Origin of the sequence: Myxococcus stipitatus DSM 14675 (assembly GCF_000331735.1) — a bacterium.
GTDB classification, from domain to species: domain Bacteria; phylum Myxococcota; class Myxococcia; order Myxococcales; family Myxococcaceae; genus Myxococcus; species Myxococcus stipitatus.
Window position 1 is genome coordinate 3,234,486 of sequence record NC_020126.1, and the last position, 24,945, is coordinate 3,259,430.

At 69.7% G+C, this 24,945-nt stretch carries 20 protein-coding genes; 10 read left to right on the forward strand and 10 right to left on the reverse strand.

Going from position 1 to position 24,945, the window contains the following annotated elements; genetic code table 11:
- From MYSTI_RS12670 to MYSTI_RS12690, 5 genes are all read left to right on the forward strand, one after another.
- Entirely contained in the window at nt 1-1,008 is a 1,008-nt protein-coding gene (locus MYSTI_RS12670; RefSeq protein ID WP_015348149.1) for a hypothetical protein, read from the forward strand.
- A gap of 10 nt (nt 1,009-1,018) precedes the next feature.
- Nucleotides 1,019-2,614, forward strand: a complete 1,596-nt coding sequence (locus MYSTI_RS12675; protein ID WP_015348150.1) for a DUF1501 domain-containing protein — start codon at nt 1,019-1,021, stop codon at nt 2,612-2,614.
- Between the two features lie 60 nt (nt 2,615-2,674).
- Complete coding sequence (locus tag MYSTI_RS12680; RefSeq protein ID WP_015348151.1) at nt 2,675-3,985, forward strand: leucine-rich repeat domain-containing protein; 1,311 nt, start codon at nt 2,675-2,677, stop codon at nt 3,983-3,985.
- 144 nt (nt 3,986-4,129) lie between these two features.
- The gene (locus MYSTI_RS12685; protein WP_015348152.1) at nt 4,130-6,220 is read left to right on the forward strand and encodes an FUSC family protein; all 2,091 of its coding nucleotides are present in this window, start codon (nt 4,130-4,132) and stop codon (nt 6,218-6,220) included.
- Nucleotides 6,221-6,386: 166 nt separating this feature from the next.
- Nucleotides 6,387-7,598, forward strand: coding sequence for an SGNH/GDSL hydrolase family protein (locus MYSTI_RS12690; RefSeq protein ID WP_044279625.1), 1,212 nt, complete (start codon nt 6,387-6,389; stop codon nt 7,596-7,598).
- 10 nt (nt 7,599-7,608) lie between these two features.
- Here MYSTI_RS12690 and MYSTI_RS12695 read toward each other — a convergent pair whose 3' ends face one another.
- Genes MYSTI_RS12695 through MYSTI_RS12705 form a run of 3 tightly spaced genes read right to left on the reverse strand, consistent with a single transcriptional unit; the run spans nt 7,609 to nt 11,935 of the window.
- On the reverse strand, nt 7,609-8,454 hold the full coding sequence (locus tag MYSTI_RS12695) for a fatty acid desaturase family protein (RefSeq protein ID WP_015348154.1): 846 nt from the start codon (nt 8,452-8,454) through the stop codon (nt 7,609-7,611).
- Entirely contained in the window at nt 8,451-9,887 is a 1,437-nt protein-coding gene (locus MYSTI_RS12700; protein WP_015348155.1) for a cytochrome P450, read from the reverse strand. The genes MYSTI_RS12695 and MYSTI_RS12700 overlap by 4 nt, the downstream gene beginning before the upstream one ends.
- A 20-nt stretch (nt 9,888-9,907) precedes the next feature.
- Entirely contained in the window at nt 9,908-11,935 is a 2,028-nt protein-coding gene (locus MYSTI_RS12705) for a lipoxygenase family protein (protein WP_015348156.1), read from the reverse strand.
- Between the two features lie 126 nt (nt 11,936-12,061).
- Between MYSTI_RS12705 and MYSTI_RS12710 the strand changes: the two genes are divergently transcribed.
- Nucleotides 12,062-14,110, forward strand: coding sequence for a lipoxygenase family protein (locus MYSTI_RS12710; RefSeq protein ID WP_233278251.1), 2,049 nt, complete (start codon nt 12,062-12,064; stop codon nt 14,108-14,110).
- 68 nt (nt 14,111-14,178) lie between these two features.
- On the opposite strand, the gene MYSTI_RS43795 is transcribed toward MYSTI_RS12710, so the two are convergent.
- The 3 genes from MYSTI_RS43795 to MYSTI_RS12720 form a co-directional block, all read right to left on the reverse strand.
- On the reverse strand, nt 14,179-15,915 hold the full coding sequence (locus MYSTI_RS43795) for a hypothetical protein (protein ID WP_015348158.1): 1,737 nt from the start codon (nt 15,913-15,915) through the stop codon (nt 14,179-14,181).
- Nucleotides 15,916-15,987: 72 nt separating this feature from the next.
- Nucleotides 15,988-16,182 (reverse strand): hypothetical protein, encoded by a 195-nt coding sequence (locus MYSTI_RS43040; protein WP_015348159.1) that lies wholly within the window; start codon nt 16,180-16,182, stop codon nt 15,988-15,990.
- Nucleotides 16,183-16,264: 82 nt separating this feature from the next.
- Nucleotides 16,265-16,621 carry a YciI family protein gene (locus MYSTI_RS12720; protein WP_015348160.1) on the reverse strand — a complete coding sequence of 119 codons (357 nt, stop codon included), beginning with the start codon at nt 16,619-16,621 and terminating at the stop codon, nt 16,265-16,267.
- 266 nt (nt 16,622-16,887) lie between these two features.
- Between MYSTI_RS12720 and MYSTI_RS12725 the strand changes: the two genes are divergently transcribed.
- The 3 genes from MYSTI_RS12725 to MYSTI_RS12735 all read left to right on the forward strand — a co-directional run bounded on the left by MYSTI_RS12725 (nt 16,888) and on the right by MYSTI_RS12735 (nt 19,985).
- Nucleotides 16,888-18,222 carry a replication-associated recombination protein A gene (locus MYSTI_RS12725; RefSeq protein WP_015348161.1) on the forward strand — a complete coding sequence of 445 codons (1,335 nt, stop codon included), beginning with the start codon at nt 16,888-16,890 and terminating at the stop codon, nt 18,220-18,222.
- A gap of 157 nt (nt 18,223-18,379) precedes the next feature.
- On the forward strand, nt 18,380-19,654 hold the full coding sequence (locus tag MYSTI_RS12730; protein ID WP_015348162.1) for an RNA polymerase sigma factor: 1,275 nt from the start codon (nt 18,380-18,382) through the stop codon (nt 19,652-19,654).
- 61 nt (nt 19,655-19,715) lie between these two features.
- Nucleotides 19,716-19,985, forward strand: a complete 270-nt coding sequence (locus MYSTI_RS12735; RefSeq protein ID WP_015348163.1) for a DUF2277 domain-containing protein — start codon at nt 19,716-19,718, stop codon at nt 19,983-19,985.
- Between the two features lie 57 nt (nt 19,986-20,042).
- Here MYSTI_RS12735 and MYSTI_RS12740 read toward each other — a convergent pair whose 3' ends face one another.
- From MYSTI_RS12740 to MYSTI_RS12755, 4 genes are all read right to left on the reverse strand, one after another.
- Entirely contained in the window at nt 20,043-20,924 is an 882-nt protein-coding gene (locus MYSTI_RS12740) for a phosphatidylglycerol lysyltransferase domain-containing protein (protein WP_015348164.1), read from the reverse strand.
- Nucleotides 20,921-21,241 (reverse strand): hypothetical protein, encoded by a 321-nt coding sequence (locus tag MYSTI_RS12745; RefSeq protein WP_233278252.1) that lies wholly within the window; start codon nt 21,239-21,241, stop codon nt 20,921-20,923. The genes MYSTI_RS12740 and MYSTI_RS12745 overlap by 4 nt, the downstream gene beginning before the upstream one ends.
- A 133-nt stretch (nt 21,242-21,374) precedes the next feature.
- Nucleotides 21,375-22,907, reverse strand: a complete 1,533-nt coding sequence (amaB, locus tag MYSTI_RS12750; protein WP_015348166.1) for an L-piperidine-6-carboxylate dehydrogenase — start codon at nt 22,905-22,907, stop codon at nt 21,375-21,377.
- 21 nt (nt 22,908-22,928) lie between these two features.
- Nucleotides 22,929-23,852 carry a LysR substrate-binding domain-containing protein gene (locus MYSTI_RS12755; protein WP_015348167.1) on the reverse strand — a complete coding sequence of 308 codons (924 nt, stop codon included), beginning with the start codon at nt 23,850-23,852 and terminating at the stop codon, nt 22,929-22,931.
- A gap of 122 nt (nt 23,853-23,974) precedes the next feature.
- Here MYSTI_RS12755 and MYSTI_RS12760 point away from each other — a divergent pair, with 122 nt between their 5' ends.
- The gene (locus tag MYSTI_RS12760) at nt 23,975-24,871 is read left to right on the forward strand and encodes a DMT family transporter (RefSeq protein ID WP_015348168.1); all 897 of its coding nucleotides are present in this window, start codon (nt 23,975-23,977) and stop codon (nt 24,869-24,871) included.
- The last annotated feature ends 74 nt before the right edge of the window (nt 24,872-24,945 follow it).

The following is a 24,945-nucleotide window of genomic DNA, read 5'->3' on the forward strand; positions in this document are numbered from 1 at the left end:
ATGCGCCGCTTCGGATTCGTGGTTCTCGCGGCCGTGTCCCTGGCGTGTGGTCAGCAGGACGGTGCGCCCGCGCCAGTGGCGACCCAGTCGCAGCAGTCGACGTGTGTTCCTCCTCCGGGCGCGGAGACGAAGCGCGTCTACGAGGGCCTCAAGCCGCACTGCGAGGGCTGCCACGTCCAGGGCAATCGGGGGTACTTCGCGTCGCTCGATGCGTTCCAGGGCTTGATTGTCGCCGACACCCGCATGGTGAAGGCGGGCACGCCGGATGAGAGCGAGCTGGTCCGGCTCTTGGAGGGCAAGGGCACCGGTGCCTTCAAGCAGATGCCCATCGGCCAGAAGTCCTACGCGCAGCTCGTCACGGACGGAACGGCCTCGCTGACGATGGAGAGCATCCGCGCCTGGGTGCGGGAGCTGGGCGCCCAGCAGCGGGGGAGCGAGCCGAACGTGGACGCGCCGCGCATCACCCGCAAGAGCGCCAACCAGATGCAGCGGGCCCTCTACCAACAGCTGGGCCTGGTGCACGACGACTTCTACATCGTGGGCCTGGAGCACAACATCCCCATGGCGGAGATGCGCGACGGGGACCACCTGCCGCTGTTGAGCCCGGATGCGCTGCCCATGCCTCGGCAGAAGGGGACGGAGGAGCGCTACCACGGGCTGGGCGGTGGCTCCACGGTGCGGCAGATCTCCGAGGACCGCACGGCCTCGCCGACCTTCGCCCTGACGCTCACGCAGGTCTCCCAGCGGTGGTGCCGTCGCGCGCTGGGGAAGGCGGGCAACACGGCGCTGTTCCCCACGGGGACGGTGCGCACCGCGAACCCCGTGGACGTGAAGGCGACGCTGCGCCGCTGGTCACTGCACTTCCTGGGCGAGCGCTTCACCGACGCGCAGGTGGAGGACCTCTACACGAAGGTCTTCGTCCCGCTGTCGACGCCCACCGATACCGAGCCCGAGTACGTGGGCACCTGCTCCTACTTCATTCGCCACCCGCGCTGGATTTTCTACTGAGGCCGCCACCATGAAGCTCTCACGACGCAATCTCTTTCAGGCGGCCCTTGGGGCAGCGCAGGTGGGGCTCCTGGCTCGGTATGGGTTCCCCGCGGCGTCCGCGCAGGTGGGGCGCCACCGGCCCACGAAGCTGCTCGCCATCTGGCTGGACGGAGGGCTCCACTGGGAGACCTACTTCTCGCCGATGACTCGGGCGGGCATCAACAAGTACATCCCCCTGCCCACGGGCGGCTACCTGCCCTGGGGCTTCGTGCCCGAGCAGGTGGAGAACTACGACCGCTCACCGGTGGACCTGGATGCGCCCGGCGTGGTGCGCAAGCTGCGCGGGCCGGTGGCCTGGAACTGGGACAACCCCAAGGACACCAGCGGCATCCACCCCGGCTCGCAGGGCCAGCATCGCTACCGGCCCTATGGCTACGCGTGGGCCAATCCCAAGTACAAGCTCTACGAGAAGGCGGCCCTGCTCGTGGGCGCGGACCAGGGCACGGCCGCGCACCAGAGCGGCATCATCGCGAGCATGTCCGGCGTCGCGGGGGCGACGTTCCGCGCGCCCGCGGTGCACGGTGTCATCGCCAACGCGATGTACAAGCGCTTCCCGGACCGGCCCATCCCCAGCGTCAACCTGGGCGGGCCGCTGCCGCGCGCGCTGGGCCTGCCGACGGTGGCGAACCCCACGGTGCTGGCCTCGGCGGCCTCCGTGGAGCCGACGCTGTCCGACAAGCGCGAGAGCACCTGGAAGGGGCTGCGCACGCGCCAGGACATTCCCGACGTGGGCTATGACGGCGCGTCGCTGTCGGGGACGGTGCCTTCCACCGCGGTGGACGCGGCGCTGCTCGAGGCGGTGCGCAAGGAGCGCGGCATCTCCAGCGCGGGCTCCGACGACATGATGGAGCAGCTCTACGACACGTACAAAGGGGCCAGCCGGACCATCCGGCGCGACATCCTCAGCGTGCTCGGCACCACGCCGCAGTGGGAGCACCTCAAGAACGACCCGGACTATCCGGTGGACTGGAATGCGTGCATCGGCCTGGCGGACTCATGCGGTTCGTCGGCGTCCATGGGGCCGTATGGCTTCGCGCTCCAGTTGTTGAAGTCGGACCTGGTGACGTCCGTCAACATGCGCGCGACGAGCATCAGCAACGCCTCCTTCGACACGCACAGCGCGACGGGCGTGATGATGCACACCAACTTCATGCGCATCGCGATGGAGTCGGTGGGCCGCATCTGCCTGGAGATGAGCCTGACGCCCAGCAAGTCGGACCCGTCCCGCACGCTGCTGGATGAGACGCTGGTGTATGTCTACAGCGACTTCGGGCGGACGTTCCCCAAGCGCGGCAGCGACCACCACCCGGCGACGTGCGCCATCCTCGTGGGCGGGGGCATCCAGGGCAACCAGATGATTGGTGGCTATGACGAGCGGTCGGATGGCTCGCCCATGGGCCTGCCCGTGACGCTGCTGGAGGAGGGCGGCGAGCGCGCCACCCGCACGCCGCGTTCGCAGGACATCGCGGCGACCGTGCTCAACGCCTTCGGCCTGGAGCCTGGGAAGGACTTCTTCATCCCCGGTGGGTTCGGCGTCTACGACGGCGTCGTGCGGCCTGGGTGACGGCCACCGGCCCTGCGCTATCCTCCGAGGCTTCCACCAGGAGAGGGGAGCTTCGGGCGCATGGCGGTGAAGACGGCAGCGTGGGGGCGGGAGGTGTCCGCGCGGGAGGTCTGGGCTCGGGTCGAAGAGGCCGGGCCCCCCGCGTGGCGTGAGCGGCTCGCGGCGTGGTGGAAGGGCGTCTCGCAGGGGGAGGTCCTCCTGCATGAGGGGGACCTCGTGGCCGACTCGCTGGTGGTCGGCCCCAAGTCGCTGGTGGTCTCCGGGAGCGTCCGGCTCGAGGGCCTCCTGGAGGATGGTCATCAGGCGGACCACACGCTGCTGGTGGTGCTGGGGGACCTGGAGGTGGAGAACCTCGCGACGTTCTCCGCCATCTTCGTCGCGGGGAAGGTCTCGATCCGGGGCCTGCTCGTCGGCGATTCGCTGGGCGATGACGTCTTCTGCGTCGGCGGTGGGCTGAAGGCCCGGGCGCTCGTGGAGGCGCACCATCACATCCAGGTGATGGGCCCGCTGGATGTGGAGGTCTTCGTGGGGAACCTCCTCGCTGCCTCGGGGGCGCCTCGTCAGAAGCTGGAGCCTCACGAGGCCCTGCTGAAAGGGGCCTGGACGGCCGAGGAGGAGGACGAGGACGGCGTCGTGGACTCGACGCTGGACCGGCGGGGGTTGGTGGCGATGCTGCGCGCGGGAAAACCCGTGCTGGCGGATGTCCGGCTGGGGCCCGTGGAGAAGGCCATCGCCGCGGCGCGGGAGAAGCTGGCGCAGGGTGGGAAGGCGCCTCGGCTGGGGCTCTCGCTCAAGAAGCTGAAGGCCGTGCCGGAGGCGGTGTTCTCGCTCACGGGGCTGGAGGGACTGACGCTCGACTCGAACCCCATCGAGGAGCTCTCGCCGCGCATCGGTGAACTGCGCTCGCTCCGCACGCTCAACCTGGAGAGCCTGCCGTTGAAGGCGCTGCCCGACGAGCTGTGCCGGCTCCCCGCGCTCAAGACGTTGAGCCTGCGCTACTGCAACCACCTGGCGCGGCTTCCGGACGCGTTCGATGAGCTGGGGGCGCTGGAGGAGCTGTACCTGGATGCGCTGGGGATGGAGACCTTCCCCGAGGTGCTGACTCGCCTGCCGAAGCTCAAGAAGCTCTGGTGGTGGCGCGTCAACGCGCTGAAGCCGGAGAAGGTCCAGGCGTTGGTGGCGGGCATCGGCCGGATGCCGAAGCTCACCCACTCGGGCTTCTTCCAAGGGGGGCTGAAGGTGCTGCCGGAGGACTTGTCTCCGCTCGCGCGGCTCAAGCAGTTCAAGCTGGGGCTGGACTCGATTCCGGAGGCGGAGGTCCAGCGTCTGGAGAAGGCGCTCCCGCCCGGCCGGCTGCACGTGGGCTACTAAGCTTGGTCCCCCGCGCCAGGGGGAGAGGCGTGCGCCTCCTGTCCGTGTCGGTCCCCGGTCGCCCGGTCGAGCTCATGGAGCTTCCGGGCACATGGCGTCATGGCCACATGAGGACATTCACGCTGACGCGGGAGGCTGGTCGGGATGCATCGTCTGTGGCGCCACATCCGGAGGTTCTTCCAGCTCCAGCCAGGCAGTCCCGCCTGGGCCTCGGGTGTCCGCGCGGCGCTGGCGGTCACCATCCCGTACTCGTTCGCCACGCTGATGGGCTTCAAGGACGCGGGGTGGACGGGGCTCACTGGCCTGCTCGTGACGCTGGCGAATCCAGGGGGCGCGTATCGCGGGCGGGCCCGGGTGATGGGCGCGGTGACGGTGCTGGGGGCGCTCGTGGGAGCTGGCGCCGCGTTGGCGGGAGGGCGGCTGTGGTGGGACGCCTCGCTGTTGTTGGTGGGGGTCTTCGCGATGTCCTTCGTGCGCTGCTATGGCGATACGGCGGGCTCCATCGGCGAGAAGCTCGCGGTGATCTTCGTGGCCTCGCTGGGGGCGCATGCGGTGGGCGTGGACGCGGCGCTGACTCGCGGGGGCGCGCTCCTGTTGGGAGGCGGCTGGGCGATGTTGCAGTCGCTGGTGCTCTGGCCGGTGCATCCGTATCGGCCCTCGCGCAGGGCCATCGCGTATGTGTACACGTCGCTCGCGGAGGGGGCTCGGGACCTGGCGACGCTGTCTCGCGAGGGGGCCCCGGCGGAGGTCTGGGCCGCGACGACGACGCGGCACATGCCGGTGCGGCTGAAGATAGAACGGGCGCGCGAGACGCTGGCCGCCACGCGCGTGGGGCGCTCGGATGAGTCGCAGCGCGGGGAGCACCTGCTCGTGCTGCTGGAGTTGAGCGAGCAGCTCTTGGGGGTGCTGTTCGCCCTGGCGCAGTCCATGGAGGTGGCGAGCCCCGAGCGGCGGCTGCGGGCGGTCCGGGAGGAAGTCGCGCGGGTGTGTGATTGGTATGTGGCGATATCGGACCGGGTGGCGGCGGTGGCCATCGCGCCGGACACGGTGGCGGTCTACTGGCCTCGCTATCCCACGAACCGCGAGGAGCTGGGGCAGCGCGGGAAGTGGCTGCGGGTGGTGCCCGTCTCGGTGACGGAGCTGCTCACCCGGCTGCGAAGCCACACGTCCGCGGCGCAGCGGGCCGCGATGGCCATGCGGCGAGGAGACCCGGTGGACCTGCGTGACCCCGAGTCGCTGCTGCTGGTGGGCGAGCGAAGGCCGTTGTTGCAGCCGCTGTGGGCGAACCTGAACTCGCGGTCCGTCGTGTTGCGCCATGCGCTGAGGGCGGGGACTATCGCCTCCATCGCGTTGGTGCTCACGCGGGTGATGGGGTTGGGGGAGGCGTACTGGGTGGTGCTGTCGGCCATCGGCATCCTCCAGCCGTACTCGGCGAACACGGAGGAGCGTGCGCTCCAGCGTGTCACGGGGACGCTGTTGGGCGGCACGCTCGCGGCGGTGATTGCGACGGGAGTGGGGTCGCCCTGGGTGTTGATTCTGGTGATTGGCGTGCTGACGGCGACGTCGGTGTCGCTGCTGCCGCTCAACTTCGGCGCGTTCCAGATTCTCCTCACGCCGGACTTCCTCCTGCTGGCGACGCTGAGCGCGGGGGATTGGTCCGTGGCGGAGAACCGGGCGCTGGGGGTGTTGGTGGCGTGTGTGCTCGCGCTCGCGGGGGTGTGGTTGCTGTGGCCTTATCCGGAGCGCCGGAGGTTCCCGGATGCGGTCGCGACGGTGCTGCGCGCGGATGGGCACTACTTCCGGCAGGTGGCGGCGAGCCAGGACATCCGGGAGCCTCGGGTGGGGGCGGCGAGGAGGGCGCTGGGCCTGGCGATGCTCGACGCGGAGGCGTCCTTCGAGCGGCTCATGGCCGAGTACCGAGGCCCCGCGTACCGACTGGAGCCCGCGATGGCGCTGCTCACGTACTCGCGGCGCCTGGCCGCGTCGGTGACGGCGCTGGGGGAGCAGAAGGCCGTCACCCCGTCATCGGAGGTGCTCGACGTGGTGGCGAGCAAGGCGAGCGGGACCTTGGACGCGCTCGCGGATTCGCTGCGGGAAGGGAAGTCCCCTCCGCCGATGCCCGAGCTGCCTTTGCGCCGCATCGCCAATGACCCGGTGTCGGGGAAGCTGGTGGAGCGTGTGCCTCGCCAGCTCGAAATCCTCCATGGCGCGGTGGAGAAGCTCTCGGTGACCTGACGCGCCTCTCGCGGCGAGAGGTGCATGCCCGCATGCCCAGGGCGACGCGTGACCATGCGTCCGCGGACACTCCAGGTGTTCATGACGGCGCAGCTGGTGGTGGGGCCTTGTCGTGGAGCTGACAGGGGCACGGCGGCAGCGAGCCCATGGATGGTAGTTGCTTCGGATGAACCGGCACGGACTTCGTGGGGTGGTGGCCAGTGTGTTGCTGGGATGGTGCGTGGCCTCGGCCTTCGCGGTGCCAGCGGCGCCGAACTGGCTGCCGGCCTTCACCGCGCCGATGCACCCGTCCGCTTCGGGCCTGGAGCCTGGAGACCTCGCGGGGCCGAGCTTCAAGAACCAGACGGTGCGCATGTTCGTGCGCCCCACGCTCGCGGGCCCTCGGCTGCGACTGGTGCTGAGCAACCAGTACGGCACGGCGCCTCTTCGCGTGGAAGCCGTGCGCGTGGCCTTGCGGGTCGGGGGCAACGCCATCGACCCCTCGACGGACCGGGAGGTTCGCTTCAGCGGGGCCTCGGTCGTCGTCATCCCTCCCGGCCGGACCGCCACCAGCGAGCCCATCTCCCTCGCCGTCGATGGCCGCCGTGATGTCGCCGTCTCTCTCTTCTTCCTGGAGCGCTCGGGCGCGGTGTCCTGGCACCTCCAGGGGACTCGGACGACCGCTGTCTCCGCGACAGGCAACCAGACCGCGGCGAGGACCTTCGAGCCCGCGCTCACCACCCGCGGCCTCTACTTCCTCGCCGCCGTGCACGTGGACGCGGCCCCGGACGCATCGCTCGTCGTGGCGTTCGGTGACTCCATCACCGATGGCGCGGGCAGCACCGTGGACCTGGAGACCTCATGGCCCGCCCGGCTGTTCCACCGGCTCTCCACACGAGGCGGCAAGCCCGTGGGTGTCCTCAACGCGGGCCTCGGAGGCAACCGCCTCCTGAGCGACGGCTACGGCCCCAAGGGACTGCACCGCTTCGAACGCGACGTGCTCGCCCAGCGCGGCGTCAAGGCCGTCATCCTCCTGGAAGGCATCAACGACATCGGCCGCGCGCCACCTGGAGGCCTGGACGCCGCGCGCATCATCGAGGGCTACCGGCAGCTCATCCAGCGCGCTCGGGACAAGGGCCTGAAGGTGTACGGCGGCACGCTGACGCCCATGGCCGGCCACGCCTACTTCACCCCGGAGCACGAGGCCCTGCGCGAGGCCGTGAACGCCTGGATTCGCGGCTCGGGTGCCTTCGACGCGGTGGTGGACTTCGAGGCGGCGGTGAGAGACCCCGCCCACCCCGATGCCATGCCCGCGTCCCTGACGGTGGACGGCCTGCATCCCAATGACCTGGGCTACGAGGGCATGGCCCAGGCCATCGACCTTCGACTGCTGGAGTGACGCGCTCGCGCTACGGCGCGGCGGCCCCGAGCTGCGTCTCCCCCGGCTCGATCTTCGCCTCCGGGGTGGACCACACGAACGGAATGCCCGGCATGCGGTAGTGCGTGGCGGGGATGTCCTTGGCGAGCTGCGCGTGCAGCTCCGGGAGCTGGGACCAGTGCAGCCCATGCTTCACATGGTGCGCGGTGTGGTAGCCCAGGTTGCCGGTCATCAGGTTGTAGCCCCGGTGAAGGATGTTGTACGAGGCCTCCGCGTGCACCGGGGTGTCGAGGTCCACGTGGTGGAAGTACGTGGCCCAGATGGTGACGTACAGCGACACCGCCATGGGGAGCAGGAACACCCAGAGCGCGTTGTACCAGTTGAGCCAGAACAGGCCCCCGAGCAGCGCCACCTGGAGCGCGCCCATCGCCAGGAAGATGCGCAGGACGCGCGGGTGCGCCAGTCCCACGCGGAACGCGCGCGGATAGGCCACCACCATGTTGAAGAGGGAGAACTCCACCTCGCCCATGGTGCTGCCATCCTGGCGCTTCCAGCCCGCCTCGTCCTTCGTCTGGTCCAGGTAGTTCCGGTGGTGGCCCAGCACGTGGTGCAGGAACCACGCATGGGACGTCACCCCCGTCTGGAACGCGAACACCACCTCCAGCAGGCGGTTGGGCAGCGCGTGGCGGAACATCGTCACGTGCTGGTGGTGGTGGTTCCACGCGCTGATCCACCCCTTGGGGATGATGCCCAGGCCCAGCCACAGGATGGGGAACCACCAACTGGTCGCCGTGAAGAAGACCGTGAGGTCCAGCGCGAACGCGATGAGGAACAACAGGACAGGGATGCGGTCTCGGGGGTGTCGAAACAAGGTCATGCGGATTCCACGGCGGAGGAGGGAGGGGCTCCCATGGGGGTGCTGTCAGTGGCGCGCTGGCGCGCGACGAACTTTCCGGTGACGCCCTTGGGCAGCACCACGCCGAAGAAGAAGCCCTCCTCGAAGGGCTCCGTCGAGTCGACCTGGATGCGCACACGGGCAAAGAGGGTGGCCAGCGCCGTGCGCAGGTACACCATCGCGAAGTCCCCGGCGACGCAGGCACGAGGGCCTCGGCCGAAGGGGAAGAAGTGGCCACTGCCCAGCGGATTCCGGGCCGCGCCGCCGTTCAGCCAACGCTCCGGGTCGAACACCTCGGGCTGGACCCAGTGGGAGGGGTCCCGGTGCAGGTGCTGGTTGGAGATCATCAGCGTCATGCCGGGCGGCAGCGTGACCCCCACGAGCTGGGTCGGCGCGAGAGGAGATCGGCGCAGGAAGACGCGCACCGCCGGCAGGATGCGCAGCGCCTCGAAGGCCACCGCCTCGCCCCAGCTCCCACCCTTCAGGCGCTCGAAGTCGAGCGGCACCCGCATCAGCGCGGCGGACTCCTTCGCCAGCCGCTCCTCGACGGCGGGGTACTTCTGGAGCTGGTGGACGGCGCCCGTCAGCGTGGTGCTGGAGGAGAAGACGCCGCCGAAGAAGAACCCGCCCAGCAGGTGGGCGTGGACCCGGTCGTCGAAGTCGGGCATCTCGCGCAGCGTCCAGGACATCAGGTCCACGCGGTGCGCAGAGGGGGCCTGTCTCGCCGCGCGAATCTTGTCCGCGAACAGCCCGTAGAAGCGCTCCTTCGCGGCGGCGAAGCCCTTGGGCGGCGAGACGAACCGCAGCGGCAGCTTGGCCTGGATGCGCGCATCCGCCGCCGCCGCCAGCAGGATGAAGTCGTCGTAGACGGACGTGGGCAGCTTCTCGCCCACCGTGGCCACGCAGAACACGTCGAACGTCAGCTTGCGCAGCGCGAGCGCCAGGTCGAGCGAGGGCTCTCGCAGCAGCGCCTCCACGGACTCCTCGAGGGCCGCCCGCATGGGCTCCACCTGGGCCGCCTGCCACGCGGGGGTCCACGGCTGCGCCAGCGGGTCCATGGCGTGCTTGCGGGCCCAGTCCGCCCCCTGGTCCGCGATGAAGGGCGTGTCGTCCGTGACGGAGTGGCGAATCTGGGTGCCGATGTTCCCCTTCTCGAACTCCAGGCGCCGCGTCTCCATCACCTCATGGATGACCGCGGGGTCGTTGAGCACCAGGGCGGGCGAGGGACCCAGCCACGCGACGGCGACGGGCCCATGGGTCCGAGCGTAGTGGGCGCAGACATCCCACGGTGGCGCACCCAGGAAGTCCCCCAGGTTGCCCAAGATGCCCGGGGGCGGGCCCGGCAGGCTGGCGAGCGGCTTGCGGCGAGAACCGAAGAACAGGTTGAACAGGCCGCGAGAGAGCAGGTTCGGCAAGGGGGTGGTCTCCGGGCGCGTCAGACGGTGATGCCGCAGGGAATCTTGTCAGGGCACAGGACGGTGTACGGAACCGCGGCGTTCGCATTGCGGGCTTTCACCGCCGCGAGCTGGGTGCGCAGCCGCTCCTGGAAACGCTCGCGAATGACTGTCAGCTCGGGCTCCTGGAAGTACTCTTCGTGCCAGCCATCCTGGGGCAAGAGGTACTCCTCGTCATCTCCAAAGCTGGAGAGGGCCCGGCCAATGGCAATCTGCCAGAGCATCTGGGTCTTCGTGGGAATCATCGCGGTGAGGTCTTCCGAGCGAAGGACCCCCTTCTCCCTGGGCGGCTCCTGGCGCATGCACAGGGGGGCATTGGGCACGAAGGCGTAGTGCTCATACTGCAAGTAGTTCACCGCGGCGTGCTGGACGCTGACAGTGAAGAGCACGGTGGTGAGGATGTCCGCCAGGTCGCTCACCCGGCGCAGCTCCCGGCACGGCAGCTTCTCGACGGGCAGGCCGCGCTGGGTGAGGTCCTTCCACCAGTGCTGCATCTCGGCGTCGCCCTCCAGGTCGGCGTCGGTCCGGTAGAAGTGGCGGAGCACCGCGCCCACGTACTCCTCGAACGCGTCCCACAGGGGCAGGGCGTCGTCGCGGTACGGGTAGTCGGGGAGGATGGACGCGTCCAGGACGCCTCGACGCTGGAGGTCCAGACGGGGCTTGTTGTCCTCCAGGGTCCAGCGCGTGTAGCCCTTCTTGCCGAGCTGGAGGTGGCCCTTGTCCGGCCCTCCCGTGGCGATGAAGTCGTCGAACACGCCGCCGGCGGAGAGCAGTCCCTTCCGGGCGCCCTCGTTGATGGCGAGCGTGTAGCGGAAGTGGCGGCGCAGCAGCTTGTAGACGGGGTGCGGGTCCGGGAGGTTGCGCATCGTCGCCATGACGAACGGCTCCGCGACGAAGTGCGTGCGCAGCGCGTGGCTCACCATCTGGTGCGTGTTGCCCTCGCTGCAGCGCACGTAGACCTTCGCCGCCAGCCAGTCGGCCTCGCTGTCGTTGGGCGTGAAGACGGGGTGGCTCGTGGCATCCCCGCCCAGCTGGATGGCGAGGGGGCGCAGGTGCCGCTGGTCATCCAGGTACAGCAGGCAGCGCGAGGCCGGGGCCCAGCGGCGCTCCTCGAGGCCCTCCTCGTCCACCTTCCGGTACATGGGGATGTCGTCGAGAATCTCGAAGTCGAGCAGGAAGATGCGCCGGGCGTCGAGCGCCTGGGCCAGCGAGGTGCCCGGGGTCAGGAGGCCCCGCACGTCGTCATCCGTCAGGGACATGCCCTGGGGCAGCTTGGGGACCAGGGTGATGTGGAGCGGGTTGATGCCCTGGACCGCCTGGCGCGCGAACTCCAGGTCGTCCTTCCAGCGCCCGGCGAGCTGGGGGACCTCCAGGCTCTTGAAGAAGTCGAAGACGTTCACCAGCCCGTTCCACGTCTGCGTCAGCATGGGCAGGTGCAGCTGGATGGCCGCCAGCGTCTTGGCGATGACGACCTCGTAGCTGCCTTGCGTCAGCCCCCGGTAGAGCTCGTCCTTCGGCAAGGGGTGCGCCTCGCTGATGTCGAGCGCGCCGGGAAGGCCCTCGGTCGCCTCCGCCGGACGCCAGGGGTACATCTGCTTGCGGGCGTCGAGTTGCGCGCGCCGCGCCACCGACTCCCGCTCGCTGCCCACGTCGCGCGCGAGCTTCGCGGTGCCCTCGAGTACCTCCGCCGTGGCGCCGCTCAGCACCCAGCGGAAGAAGGGAAAGCGCCACTGCTTCTCGCCCTCCGTCACGCGGACCCAGTCGAGCAGCCAGTCCGCCGTGACGCCTCCCGCGTTGAAGAAGCGCAGCGCCACCAGGTCCCCGACGTCCTCGCAGAAGACGGTGTACTCGTCCTCCGAGCCCGCCTCGAAGTCATTGTGGAAGGGGAGGTCCAGCACGTGCGGCTCGCTGTCGCCGTGCGTGCCGACCAGGACGACGGAGATGTTCGCATCCGTCCCCGCGCCGAGCTTTCCATTCGTCCGAATCGTGAGCGTGTACGCAGCCATCATTGAATCCCCTGCATTGCAGGGGCAGACCGTAGGACGAGAAAAGTGTGGGCTCAACCCATGGTAGCCTCCCCGCGGGATGAATGATGTGTCAGGGACGGGACGATGTTCGTGGCGATGCGGCGATTGATGAGCGCTCTCGGGCTCAAAGGGACCGAGAAGGGCGACGACGAGCTGCTCGACGCGGCCGAGCTCGCGCGGTGGTATTCGAGCCTGGGTCTGGAAGAGCGGCTGGCCCTCAGTCGTGAGCTGGCGCCTCGGGTCCGGGCGGCGGCGGGTCGCTCGGAGCGGAGCGCCGCGGACCTGCCCGCGGTCGCGGAGGGCCGCCTGGTCTTCGAGCAGGACGGGCCTTCGGGGCCGGTGCCCTTGCATCACCTCAAGGTGGAGCTGTGGGACCGGGACATCGGCACGCCGGATGACTTCCTGGGCGAGGGCTTCACGGACGCGGAGGGGCGCTTCTGTGTTCGCTATGACCCCGCGGACGCCGGAGTGGGGGACCTGCCGGACCTGGAGGTCCGCTTCTTCGAGCCGCAGCACGGCTTCCTCCCGGATGGCCGTGTGGTGGAGACGTGGCGGCGCATCGGCTCCGAGCGCGGCCCGGATGACCACGGAGGGCTGCACTACGACTTCGGCACGCTGCGGCTGCCCTACTGGGAATATGACCCCTCGACGTCATTGGCGCGGCTCCACGTGACGGAGGCGGGCACTCCGCCCACGGCGTATGCGCCGGGCCGCTCGCTGGCGATGTTGAAGGCGGTGGCGCCCATCGAGCTCGTCAAGCGGCGCCACCTGCTCCAGGGGAAGCTGGGACAGGTGCTGGGGTTGGAGAAGATTCAAGCGGACTACCCGGAGGCGATGACGGTGCGCATGGAGCGCGAGTCGCCGGGCTCCACCCGCACGGATGCGTTCTTCGGAGAGCGCCTGCTCAACGGGATGTTCTCCGCCATCCTCGACAGGGACCCGGAGGTGCCCGCGGATGCGAACGCGTTCCGGCTCTACTACCCGTGGAACGCGTACGAGCAGGATGGACTCCACTGCCTGCCGGACGTGGACCTGCGCTTGCGGTTGGTGGACGGACGGCTGCTGCCCACGCGCATCATCCTGGGGATGCGCGAGCCTGGGGCCGCGGCGCCTGGCTCACCGGTGACGCGGAGGAGCTACACGCCGGCGGATGGGCCGAACTGGGAGGCCGCCAAGCGGATGGCGCGGGTGAGCGCGACGCTGGACACGGAGCTGGGCAACCATTTGGGGCAGTGCCACTTCAACATCGAGCAGTACGCCATCGCGGCGCATCGCAACCTGCGGCGAAGTCCGCTGCGCTGGTTGCTGATGCCGCACCTGCGCGAGGTGGTGCTCATCAACCACTCCGCCAATGACTTCCTGGTGGGAGGCACGGGCTACATCACCCGAGCGAGCGCGCTGACGGAGCGAGGCATCGAGTCGCGCCTGGTGCACCTCTTGGGCAGCTACGACTGGAAGGGCTTCGCTCCGGCGCCGCCTGTCTGTGAAGGGCACCGCTACGCGCGAGCGGCGGGGCTGTTCTGGAAGCTGGTGGGCGAGCACGTGGAGGCGTTCTTCGCGGAGCACGGCGCGGCGGTGGAGGCCGAGTGGTGTGAGGTGCGGAGGTTCTCGGACGACCTGGTGGCGCACTCGGTGCCTGCCTTTGTCTGTCGTTACCTGCGCGCGACGGTGCCGGGGAAGCCCGCACCGTGGTTCGTGCGCTCGGAGCGGATGGACTTGGAGGTGAAGGCCGCGGCGCCCACGCCGAAGGCCGTGAGCGCGGTGACCCGGACGGATGTGGCGCAGGCGGGGGAGGTGGAGGCGCTCAAGCAGCTGTGCCGCTACGTCATCTTCTTCGCGACCTTCCGCCACGCGTGGGCGAACAACCTCCAGTGGGACGACGCGGGTGAGGTGCTCTACGCGTGCCTGGGGTTGAGGTGGGGGAAGGGTGGGGCGCTGTCCACGGAAGAGGACCTGGACGTCGCGCCGCCGCCGGAGGACGCCACGGAGATGCTGTGGATTTCGTGGATGCTGTCGAAGACGAACTACGGCTTCCTGCTCGCGAATGAAGAGGCGGATGTGCACCCCCGCTTCGTGGAGCTGCTGCGCACCCACGCCGCCGCGTTCGCGGAGCTGGGGATGGATGTCCGCACGGTCAGCTCTCGCATCAACATCTGACGCGGGGGGCGCATCGCTCGGCCCGCATCAGGGACGGGGAGGGGTGCAACGGGAAGCCCCCGGGCGGCTCACCTCGCCGCCGCACCGACGGCGGGCCTCCGGCGAACCACGAAGGGATTCATGGCGGGCCTCTCGACCGGGCGGAATGGAGACAGCCCATAGGCGGCCTCCAGCATGCAGGTCGCGTAGTAGAGATTGAAGAGCAGCCAGGCCGAGGGGGAGTGCCTGAGCGGGTCCGCCCAGCGCTTCTGGTCGCCCTTGGCCTCCCAATACTTCTTTCCCAGGGTGTCCAGCCCGTCCCTGAGGAAATCCGCGGTGAGCATCCACACTCCGCCCTTGCCTGCGTAGGCCTCGCGGACGAGATCGCGAAGCGAGGCCCCCGGCTCCTGGTCGGGCTTGAGGAAGCGAGAAATCAGCCCGTCCTCGCCTTGTGTCTCCTCGCAGTCCTCGCACTGCTTGCCCACCTCAAAGGCCCCCGTCCGACAATCGCCGACCAGGCTCTTCAGGACCTGGGGCGCAGCGGCGCCAGCTCCCACGGAATGGCTGGTGAGCGGTGGGCTCCCCACCTGGCCTGGAGGCTGGGGCGAGATGAGGGGCGTTTCCTGGACCTGCTTCGGCGCGAAGCGACGAATCAGCTGCGCCAACTTGAAACGGATGGTGCCCAGGGCATAGGCCACGCGCATCGGGAAGTCCTGGTTGGACTCCAGCGTCTGACAGATTCCCCTCATCACCTCCGTGTAACGAAGGGAGACGTTGCCCACGGCGCCCCGAGTCAGGCACTCGGCCAAGGCGTCCATCCCTCCCTGGAGCGCGCTTGTCACCTTCCAACGACAGTGATTGAAGATGTCGTCCTCGTCACGAGAGTCCAGCAGGTAGAGGTCGCTGTTGGTGACCTGGTGGAAGCTGACGATGATGGCGGGCGAGTAATACTCGAGATATTGATTGGAGATCACGCAGTGGGCGCTCTTTCGCGCCGTACGAGCCCACATTCGCGCCATGACCTCGTTGGCCCGTGGAGGCACCTGGCTGGGGACAGGCTCAGCGGCCGCAGCCGCTGCGGCGGCAGGTGCGGCAGCGGGGGCAGCGGCAGCGGCGGCAGCGGATGCGGCCTTCGTCGACCTGCGGAGCCCCAGGGGGCGGTGGGATTCGAGAAACAGGCGGGTGGTGGGAGCGTTCTCCATCGTCTGGGTCCGCAGCGCTTGGAGTATCTTCACGTCGCCCCGTCGGAGCTCGTAGTTCTCCTCCAGTTCATCCTTCTTCCGCGCCAGCGACTTGCGGGCGACCTCGTCCTCTTGTCCGAGGTTGTCGATGCTCGCTCTCAGCATCGCGAGGGATTCAACGTAGGAGTGAGCGCGCATCAACTCCAGGAGGGCGAAGAGGTTGAGGGACCGCGCATCGTTTGTCTGGTGTTGCAGCGAGGCCGACATCATCTCCGTCAGGGTTCCACCTCGACACCCATGGCAGACACCTCCCGAGGACCCCTCACGGGCCAATCGCTGCTTGAAGGCGGAGAAGGCGGTCTCGGTGGAGAATCGGGACTCCCCCGCGGCGGCGGCACCTGCTGCCGCGGCGGCACCTGCTGCTGCGGCGGCACCCGCTGCTGCGGCGGCACCGACGGCGGCGTGCGCGGGAGCCGCCGCCCTGAACAGGTGATTCGCCTTCGCCGCGCGAGGGTTCGGGCACACCGTCTCCGGGGTCAGACAACCCGGATGCACGCCCCACTGGGTCTGACAGGTCGCGCACGTCTGCTTCGCGAACTTCTCCGAGGGGGTCTTGCAACCACCCTTCACCATGCACTTCGGCATCTTCGCTCCTGACCGGTCTCGGCCGAATAGCAAGACGCGATCCATGGGTGTGGCGTCGCCAGGCCACGACAGTCACTTGATTCGTTTGTTCACACCGCGTTCCAGCCGGAAGCATCCGCGTCCAAGCTGGACGCCGCCGCCTTTCTCCAGACAGGGCTCATGCCCGGATTTCATCGCTGTCGCCAGGGCGGCGCCGGGCGAACCCCCAGGGGGCACCGGCACGAGCGTCACGACGAGGAGTGCGGCGAGGAGGACCCACGGACCCATGGGAGCCTCCTTCAAGCGCGCGGTTCGAGACGAAAGTCGGACGCGGGAGGCGTGGCCCCCGCGCCCATGACGCGGCGATGCCCTATTCGTAGCAACTGCTGGCGATTTCCCGCAGCTCGACGATGCCCCACTCGCTCGCGGGACACGCCATGGCGAACTCGAGCGCCTCATTGCGTGACTTGCAGTTGAGGAGGAAGAACCCGCCGATGATCTCCTTCGACTCGGTGAAGGGGCCGTCGCTCACGGTCCTCTTCCCTCCGAGGTTCTCGATGCGCACGGCATTGTCGTCCGACTTGAGGGCCTCGCCTGTGACGAGCACCCCCGCGCTCCTGAGCTTCTCCTGGAAGGCCATCATTCTCGCGTAGGCGGCCTGGCCTTCTTCGAGCGGACGAGCCTGGCGATTCCCGGGTGCTTCCATCATCAGCAGCATGAAAGACATCGCGCTCCCTCCTGGGTGAAGGGCTCGATTCTACGGCGCGCCCCTCATGCTTCGTCAGCGCTCCCGCGGCTGTTGATCTCTGTCCATCGATTGCCGACCACCATCACGGTGCGTTTCTCCCTCGGGCGGACCGGGCCTCGGACGCGTGTCCACTATCCGACGGGTGTGGACCGCCGCCGCACCATGGGTGAGGCGTGACCGCGAGGTGGCTCGGGGCCTGTCTCGGTGGTTGACCGAGCGCGGCGGAGAGGGGAGCTTGCGGTGCGATGAGCGATGGCCCCGACCTGTTCTCCGCCTCCGTCGATGTGAACCGCTTCGCGCCGCTCGCGGAGCGGATGCGTCCTCGCTCGCCCGATGAGTTCGTCGGCCAGGCGCACCTCCTGGGCCCGGGCGCGCCGCTGCGTCGGCTGATGGAGCGAAAGCAGATTGTGTCCTCGCTCTTCTGGGGGCCTCCCGGCGTGGGCAAGACGACGCTGGCGCGCATGCTCGCCACCGGCGTGGACGCGGAGCTGGTCATCCTGTCCGCGGTCTCCGACGGCATCCCCCGCATCCGCGAGGTGGTCGCCGAGGCCGAGCGGCGCCGCAACCAGTACTCGCGCCGGACGGTGCTCTTCGTGGACGAAATCCACCGCTGGGCGAAGAACGTCCAGGAGCAGGCGCTTCCGCATGTGGAGAGCGGCCTGTTCGTCCTCCTGGGCGCCACGACGGAGAATGTCAGCTTCGAGGTGCGCCCCGCGCTCGTCAGCCGGTGCCGCGTCTTCCAGCTCCAGGAGCTCACGCTCGACGACATCGCGGGCGCGCTGCGCCGGGCGCTCACCGACGAGAAGCGCGGACTGGGCAAGCGCGCGCTGACGGTGGGGGACGAGGCGCTGACGCTCCTGGCGCGCGGCGGTGCCGGAGACGTGCGCAAGGCGCTGGGCGCGCTGGAGATGGCCGCGGGCCTGACGCCGGACGGCGGCGAAATCAACGTCGACACCGCGCGCGAGGCGGTGGGCACCGGGCTGTCGCGCCACGACAAGGATGGAGACCAGCACTTCGACCTGCTCAGCGCCCTCCAGAAGTCCTGCCGGGGCTCCAACGCCCAGGGCGCCATCTTCTGGGCGGCGAAGCTGCTCCAGACAGGCGACGTGGTGTCGCTGTGGCGGCGCCTCAAGGTCATCGCGGTGGAGGACGTGGGCATGGCGATGCCCGAGGCCATCAGCATCGTCCGGGCCTGCGAGGAGGGCTTCCACTCCACCGGCATGCCGGAGGGACGGCTGTTCGTCGCCCACGCCGTCGTCACCCTGGCCACCGCGCGCAAGAGCAACCGCGCCTACGCCGCGATGAACGCCGCCCTGGCCGCGCTGGAGGAGCACCCCAACGTCGCGCCCCCGCTGCCGCTGCGCAACGCCCCCACCGAGTTGATGAAGGAGCTGGGCCACGGCAAGGGCTACCAGCCGCCGTGGGACTTCAAGGACCACTACGCGCCCGGGCAGGTCTATCTGCCCCCGCCGCTGGAGCGCTCCGTCTTCTACCGCCCGAGCAAGGAAGGCTACGAAGCCGAGGTCCACGAGCGGATGAGCCACTGGTGGCGCGAGGACAAGGCGAGCCGGGGCGAATAGTCCAGACCTGGATTCCGCCTCGCACGCGAGTCCCAGGCGGGCTGTAGGAAGCCCCGCGACAGTGTGGCCGTTGGCCCCAGGTCGGCCGCACGGGTTCTTGTGCGGGAAGAGGGTGGCCGGCCTTGCATCGGCGGGCGGGGGTGCTCTAGTCCGCGATGTGACGGTTTCCAACAAACATCGCGCCATCGAAGCGGTCTGGCGCATCGAGTCCGCGCGGCTCATCGCCGGTCTGACGCGCATGGTGCGAGACGTCGGGCTCGCGGAAGAGCTGGCGCAAGACGCGCTGGTCGCGGCCCTGGAGCGCTGGACCGAGTCCGGCATCCCCGACAACCCAGGTGCTTGGTTGATGGCGACGGCGAAGCGCCGGGCCATCGACGAGCTTCGCCGAGGCAAGCGTGTCGAGCGCAAGCACGAGGAGCTGGGCCACGAGCTCGAGTCGGACCAGGCCCACGGCGCCACGCCGGACCTGGACGCGGCGCTCGACGACGAGGTGGGCGATGACCTGCTGCGCCTCATGTTCATCTCCTGCCACCCCATCCTCTCGACGGAGGCGCGCGTCGCGCTCACGTTGAGGCTGCTCGGGGGCCTGACGACGGAGGAGATTGCCCGCGCCTTCCTGGTGCCCTCCACCACCGTCGCCCAGCGCATCGTCCGCGCCAAGCGCACGCTGTCCGAGGAGAAGGTCCCCTTCGAGCTGCCTCGGGGCGAGGAGCTGGCCAGCCGGCTGGCCTCCGTGCTGGAGGTCATCTACCTGGTCTTCAACGAGGGCTACTCGGCGACGGCGGGGGACGACTGGATGCGGCCGGAGCTGTGCGCGGATGCGCTGCGGCTGGGGCGCATCCTCGCGGAGCTCGCGCCGCAGGAGGCGGAGGTCCATGGCCTGGTGGCGCTGATGGAGATCCAGGCCTCCCGTTCGCGCGCGCGCGTGGGGCCCAAGGGCCAGCCGGTGCTGCTGCTCGAGCAGAACCGCGCGCTGTGGGACCAGCTCCTCATCCGCCGTGGCCTCACGGCGCTGGAGCGCGCGGAGAAGCTGGGCGGCGCACAAGGCCCCTACGCCCTGCAGGCCGCGCTCGCGGCGTGTCATGCGCGGGCCCGCCGCTCCGAGGACACGGATTGGGCGCGCATCGCCTCGCTGTACTCCGTGCTGGTGCGGCTCACGCCGTCGCCCGTGGTGGAGCTCAACCGCGCGGTGGCGCTGTCCATGGCGTATGGCCCCGCGGCGGGGCTGGCCGTCGTGGACACGTTGACCTCGGAGCCGTCGCTCGCCCACTACCACCTGCTGCCCAGCGTGCGCGGGGACCTGCTGCGCAAGCTGGGCCGCTTCGATGAGGCGCGCAAGGAGTTCGAGAAGGCCGCGGGGCTCACGCGCAACGTGCGCGAGCAGACGCTGCTGCTCGACAGGGCGGCGGCGTGCGCCCGGCGAGAGGCGTGACGAGCGGGCGTGGGACGGGGCGCCGCGCACGTTGACTCCGGGGATGGACTACCCTGGAGTCATGTGCCGGAACATCAAGCCCCTGTTCAACTTCACGCCCCCCGCCACGGATGACGACGTGCGCGCGGCGGCCCTGCAGTTCGTCCGGAAGATTGCCGGGACTCGCAAGCCGTCCAAGCAGAACGCCGACGCGTTCGACGTGGCCGTCGAGGAGATCTACCAGAGCTCCAAGCGGATGCTGGAGGGGCTGGTGGCGACGACACCGCCGAGAGACCGGATGAAGTTCGAGGCCCTCAAGCGGCTGCGCTACAAGAAGGCCGAAGCGGGCTGAGGGCCGCCTCGGCGAAGCAGTGGGGCACGGCGCGACAGGCCCGTGCCCCACGAGACATCAGGGCGTTCCCGCGGAGGCGTGGAGCGAGGGCTCCGCGGACTCCACCTTCTGCGGCCCCAGGGCGGAGCGCTGGAGCCAGCCGGCGAGCCCCATCAGCACGAGCCCGGAGGTGCGCAGCGAGCGCAGCAGCTCCGCGGCCTGGGCCTCCGTGCCGGGCAAGAGCGGCGCCAGCCACACGCGCGCGTCGTAGAGCAGCCACGTGGCGCCCGACAGGCCCATGGCCCACCACACCCAGGCCAGCCTTCCGCCGCGCAGCATGTACGCCACGCGCAGGATGGGGGCGACCATGAAGATGATGGTCATGTCCGCCAGCGTCGAGGCCAGGCTGATGACCGTCGACGGGGCGGAGCTGGCGCCGGAGAGCAGGTTGCGCGCCTCCGTGACGAGGGCGGGGATGCCCACGGCCAGCGCGGCCACCGCCGTCACCGCGAACAGCGCGGTGCCTCGGGGGCTGGAGGGAGGCTGCAGGCCCGACTGGCGGTAGGTCCGCGCCAGGAGCACGAGCGCGAAGGTGGTGGCGACGTTGGCCAGCACCACGACGAGCATGCGGAAGGGCAGGAGCGGCGACGCCGTGAAGGGCACGTCCGGCACGGTGTGCAGCCAGTAGCTGCGCAGCGCCGCGCTCGTCAGGGACAGGAGCGCGCCCGCCGTGAGCCCGCCCCAGACCCGGCGCAGGTAGTCGCCGGGGCCGAACGCGCTCGCCGCGGCGAACGTCCCGGCCACGGCCAGCAGGCCACTGCACCAGCCGGCGAGGTCGTGGACGAGCGGCAGGTCCGCGGGACGGACCGAGAGGACGGCGATGAAGTGCGCGAGCTGCAGCACCGCGACGCCGACGAACCACGGCGCCACGGAAGACGTCCGTTGGGAGGAGGCGCTCATCGTGCCTTCTCCAGCGAGGTGGTGATTTCCGCGAGGATGACCTTGGCGTGGAGCGCGCCAATGAAGGTGTTCAGCATCGGCTTGAGGCCTTCGAGCAATTGCGGGAGGTCCTGGGGGGTGACCTGCTCTGGGGGCCGCTTGAGCGCACGTAGCGCCGCCGTATGGATGGCCATCTTGGCGGTGAAACCTCCGAGCAGGGGTTCGAGGTGACGCACGAGGATGTCGTGCCAACCGGCGGGGGCGGTGGGGGAGGTCGAGGTGTTGATCGCGAGCGCTCCTGTTGAGGACCTCCAGGGTAGAGCGAAACCCAGGGACATACGAGAGGGCGTTATCAACTCTCGCGTCGATTGGAGCTCGTAGCACCTGGAATACAGAGAGAGCTTGGCTTCTCGGTGGGCAGGGGGCCACGCGCGTGAGGGCGGACGTGGCTCCCGGTGCGAGGAGGCTTTCCTACAGGTCGAACCGGATGCCCTGCGCGAGGGGGAGCGCGTTGGAGGCGTTCAGGGTGTTGGTCTGCCGGCGCATGTAGGCCTTCCACGCGTCCGAGCCGGATTCGCGGCCACCGCCCGTGTCCTTCTCGCCACCGAAGGCGCCGCCAATCTCCGCGCCGGAGGTGCCGATGTTGACGTTGGCGATGCCGCAGTCGGAGCCGGAGGCGGACAGGAACCGCTCCGTGGTCTGGAAGTCGCGGGTGAAGACGGAGGAGGAGAGGCCCTGGGGGACGCCGTTCTGGTGGGCGATGGCCTCATCGAGCGTCCGGTAGGGCATGACGTAGAGGATGGGGGCGAAGGTCTCCTCCTGCACCCACGCGTCGGTGGGGCTCACGCCGGTGATGAGCGTGGGCTCCACGAAGTGGCCGGGACGCTCCAGGGCCTTGCCGCCGCTGACCACGCGGGCTCCGGCGGCGCGGGCCCGCTCGACGGTGGCCTCGAAGCGCTTCACCGCGGCGGCGTCGATGAGCGGGCCCATCAGCGTGCCGGCCTCCAGCGGGTCTCCGATGCGTGTCCTCACCTGGGCGTAGGCGGCGGTGAGCTTCGCCACCACGTCGTCGAGGATGGACTCGTGGACGATGAGCCGCCGGGTGCTGGTGCAGCGCTGGCCCGCGGTGCCCACCGCGCCGAAGACGATGGCGGGAATGGCCAGCTTCAGGTCGGCGGTGGCGTCCACGATGATGGCGTTGTTGCCGCCCAGCTCCAGCAGGCTTCGACCCAGCCGCTGGGCCACGCGCACCGCCACCTGTCGCCCCACGGACGTGGAGCCGGTGAAGCTCACCAGGGGGACGCGCGCGTCGTCGACGAGGCGCTCCGCCCTGGCGGTGCCCGCCGCGTTGAGGAGGAAGAAGACCTCCGGGAAGCCTCCGGCCTTCAGCGCGGCGTTGCAGATGCGCGTGGCGGCGATGGCCGACAGCGGCGTCCTGGGCGAGGGCTTCCAGATGGACACGTCGCCGCACACGGCAGCGATGAAGGCATTCCACGCCCACACGGCCACGGGGAAGTTGAAGGCGCTGATGATGCCGACGAGGCCCAGCGGATGCCATTGCTCGTACATGCGATGGCCGGGGCGCTCCGAGTGCATGGTGAGGCCGTACAGCATGCGCGACTGGCCCACCGCGAAGTCGGCGATGTCGATCATCTCCTGCACCTCGCCGTCGCCCTCGGCCTTCACCTTGCCCATCTCCAGCGAGACGAGTGAGCCCAGCGCGCCCTTGTGGCGGCGCAGCGCCTCCGCGCACAAGCGGATGCCCTCGCCTCGGCGGGGAGCGGGCAGCTCGCGCCAGGCGAGGAAGGCCTGGGTGGCCGCGTGCATGAGCTGCTCCTGCTCCTGCTCGCTCGCGGAGGACACCGTCGCGAGCTTCAGGCCGGTGGAGGGATTGAAGACCTCCAACAGGGGCTCGGTGCGGGAGTCCGCCCAGGCGCCGTTTCCGAGAGTGCTGCCAGGGTTGTGCTCGGCCAGGCCGAGCGCCTCGAGGATGGGATGGAGCATGTCGGTCTTCCGGGTGGGGGCTTACGGCGTGGGCGGCTTGGGCGTGGCGCGCTGCGGGGGCGAGCGTCCGGGTTGGGCGAGGAGCCAGTCGAGGAAGAGGCGCGCGGCGGCCCGGAGCCGACGGTGGGAGGGGTACACCACGAAGTAGGCGTAGCGGGTGGGGAGCAGGGGCCCGGGGAGTCGGACCAGGCTTCCACTGGAGAGGAAGGGCTCCGAGACGCGCTCTCGCGCGAGCGCGGCGCCCATGCCCTTCGAGGCCGCGAGCAGCGCGTTGCTGGTGTCGCTGAAGCTGTGGCGGACATCGAGCGTGGCGCCGTGGACCTCCGCCGCGCGGAACCAGTCCTGCCAGCCCTGGCGCGCGAGGTCCTCGATGAGCGGGAGCCGCTGGATGTCGGCGGGGCCCTGGACGTGCTCGACGCCCGGGAGCATGGGCGAGGCCACGGGGAAGAGCGCGTCTCCCATCAGGGAGTGGGCCGTCATCCCGGGCCACTGCCCCGGGCCGAAGCGGATGCCCAGGTCCGGGCCCCCGTCGTCGAAGCGCGTCAACGCCATCTCCGTGTCGACCCGCACGCGCATCTGCGGATGGGCGGCGGAGAAGTCGGGCAGGCGAGGCAGGAGCCAGGTGTGCGCCACGGAGTACAGGGTGGTGACCCGCACGAGGTGGCGCTCGCCTCGGGTGTCCCCCAGGTCTCGGAGCACGTCGTGGAGGTCTGCCAGGGCTCCGCCGGCGGCGTCCGCGAGTTGGCGCCCCTCGATGGTCAGCACCACGCCGCGCGCGTGGCGCTGGAAGAGGGAGACGCCGAGCAGTCCCTCCAGCTTGCGCACATGGTGGCTGACGGCGCTGGCCGTCAAGTGAAGCTCCTGGGCCGCGTGGGCGAAGTTCTGGTGCCGGGCGGCGGCCTCGAAGGCGGCGAGGGCCGGCAGCCACGCGGTGGGGAGGGGCATGCGAGCCTCAAATCACATTTGTGGCTGCCTTCAATACCATGAAGTTGCGGCGGGAGGGCCGAGCGCGCAGATAGTGAGCGACCGGAGCGAGATTCGTGTCTCGCGCTCCCAGGTGAAAGCCCATGAGCACTCCTCTGATTGCACGTCCCGCTGTCTCCCCTGTGTCTGGAAGCTGGTTGACCCCCCTGGAGCTGGGCGGCCTGGCCGCCGTGTGGGGCGCGTCGTTCATGTTCATGCGCATCGCCGCGGCGGACTTCGGCCCCTTTCCGCTCGTCGCCGTCCGGCTGGTGATGGGGTCGTTGGTGCTCATGCCTTTCCTCCTGAAGGCCCGCTCGGCCATCACCCGCGCGCATTGGCCGAAGCTGGCGCTGGTGGGGGCGCTCAACGCGGCGGTGCCCTTCGTCCTCTTCGCGTGGGCCGCGCGGCAGGCGCCCGCGGGCATCAGCGCCATCGCCAACAGCATGACGGTGCTCTTCACCTCGCTGGTGGCGTTCCTGTTCTACAAGGAGCGCATCACCTCCCGCCGCGCGGTGGCGCTGGCCATCGGCTTCGCGGGGGTGGTGGTGCTCGCCAGCTCGAAGATTGAAGGGGCGAGTCCTGGGCTCGCGGTGGCCGCGGCGGTGTTCGCCGCGTTCCTGTACGGCATCTCCGCGAACATGGTGCGCCGCCACCTGACGGGGGTTCCGGCCGGCGCGGTGGCCGCCGCCACGTTGGGGTTCGCCGCGCTGATGACGCTGCCGTTCGCGCTGGCCACGTGGCCCGCGCAGTCCATCCCGGGGACGTCCTGGCTGGCCGCGGTGGCGCTGGGCGTGGTCTGCACCGGGGCGGGCTATGTCGTCTACTACCGCCTCATCGCTCGCATCGGCGCGGCCCGCGCCGTCACGGTGACCTACCTGGTGCCGTTGTTCGGTGTGGCCTGGTCGTGGTTGCTGTTGGGGGAGCCGGTGACGCTCACGATGGTGGTCGCCGGCACGCTCATCCTGGGCAGCGTGGCGCTGAGTCAGCGGCAGTCGTCCTGACGTGGGAGGTGCTCCCGGGAAGAGTCGCCGGCCGTTCGAGGACCGCGCGGCTCACCCGGTGGGCGCGGACTTTC

Excerpts from the sequence above, each read along its gene's own strand:
- MYSTI_RS43795 (WP_015348158.1), bottom strand. The coding sequence starts at position 15,915 with ATGCCGAAGTGCATGGTGAAGGGTGGTTGCAAGACCCCCTCGGAGAAG.
- MYSTI_RS12725 (WP_015348161.1), top strand. The coding sequence starts at position 16,888 with ATGAGCGATGGCCCCGACCTGTTCTCCGCCTCCGTCGATGTGAACCGC.
- MYSTI_RS12720 (WP_015348160.1), bottom strand. The coding sequence starts at position 16,621 with ATGTCTTTCATGCTGCTGATGATGGAAGCACCCGGGAATCGCCAGGCT.
- MYSTI_RS12685 (WP_015348152.1), top strand. The coding sequence starts at position 4,130 with ATGCATCGTCTGTGGCGCCACATCCGGAGGTTCTTCCAGCTCCAGCCA.
- MYSTI_RS12735 (WP_015348163.1), top strand. The coding sequence starts at position 19,716 with ATGTGCCGGAACATCAAGCCCCTGTTCAACTTCACGCCCCCCGCCACG.
- MYSTI_RS12755 (WP_015348167.1), bottom strand. The coding sequence starts at position 23,852 with ATGCCCCTCCCCACCGCGTGGCTGCCGGCCCTCGCCGCCTTCGAGGCC.
- MYSTI_RS12705 (WP_015348156.1), bottom strand. The coding sequence starts at position 11,935 with ATGATGGCTGCGTACACGCTCACGATTCGGACGAATGGAAAGCTCGGC.
- amaB (WP_015348166.1), bottom strand. The coding sequence starts at position 22,907 with ATGCTCCATCCCATCCTCGAGGCGCTCGGCCTGGCCGAGCACAACCCT.
- MYSTI_RS12690 (WP_044279625.1), top strand. The coding sequence starts at position 6,387 with ATGAACCGGCACGGACTTCGTGGGGTGGTGGCCAGTGTGTTGCTGGGA.
- MYSTI_RS12760 (WP_015348168.1), top strand. The coding sequence starts at position 23,975 with ATGAGCACTCCTCTGATTGCACGTCCCGCTGTCTCCCCTGTGTCTGGA.
- MYSTI_RS12680 (WP_015348151.1), top strand. The coding sequence starts at position 2,675 with ATGGCGGTGAAGACGGCAGCGTGGGGGCGGGAGGTGTCCGCGCGGGAG.
- MYSTI_RS12710 (WP_233278251.1), top strand. The coding sequence starts at position 12,062 with ATGAGCGCTCTCGGGCTCAAAGGGACCGAGAAGGGCGACGACGAGCTG.
- MYSTI_RS12740 (WP_015348164.1), bottom strand. The coding sequence starts at position 20,924 with ATGAGCGCCTCCTCCCAACGGACGTCTTCCGTGGCGCCGTGGTTCGTC.
- MYSTI_RS12695 (WP_015348154.1), bottom strand. The coding sequence starts at position 8,454 with ATGACCTTGTTTCGACACCCCCGAGACCGCATCCCTGTCCTGTTGTTC.
- MYSTI_RS12745 (WP_233278252.1), bottom strand. The coding sequence starts at position 21,241 with ATGTCCCTGGGTTTCGCTCTACCCTGGAGGTCCTCAACAGGAGCGCTC.
- MYSTI_RS43040 (WP_015348159.1), bottom strand. The coding sequence starts at position 16,182 with ATGGGTCCGTGGGTCCTCCTCGCCGCACTCCTCGTCGTGACGCTCGTG.
- MYSTI_RS12670 (WP_015348149.1), top strand. The coding sequence starts at position 1 with ATGCGCCGCTTCGGATTCGTGGTTCTCGCGGCCGTGTCCCTGGCGTGT.
- MYSTI_RS12675 (WP_015348150.1), top strand. The coding sequence starts at position 1,019 with ATGAAGCTCTCACGACGCAATCTCTTTCAGGCGGCCCTTGGGGCAGCG.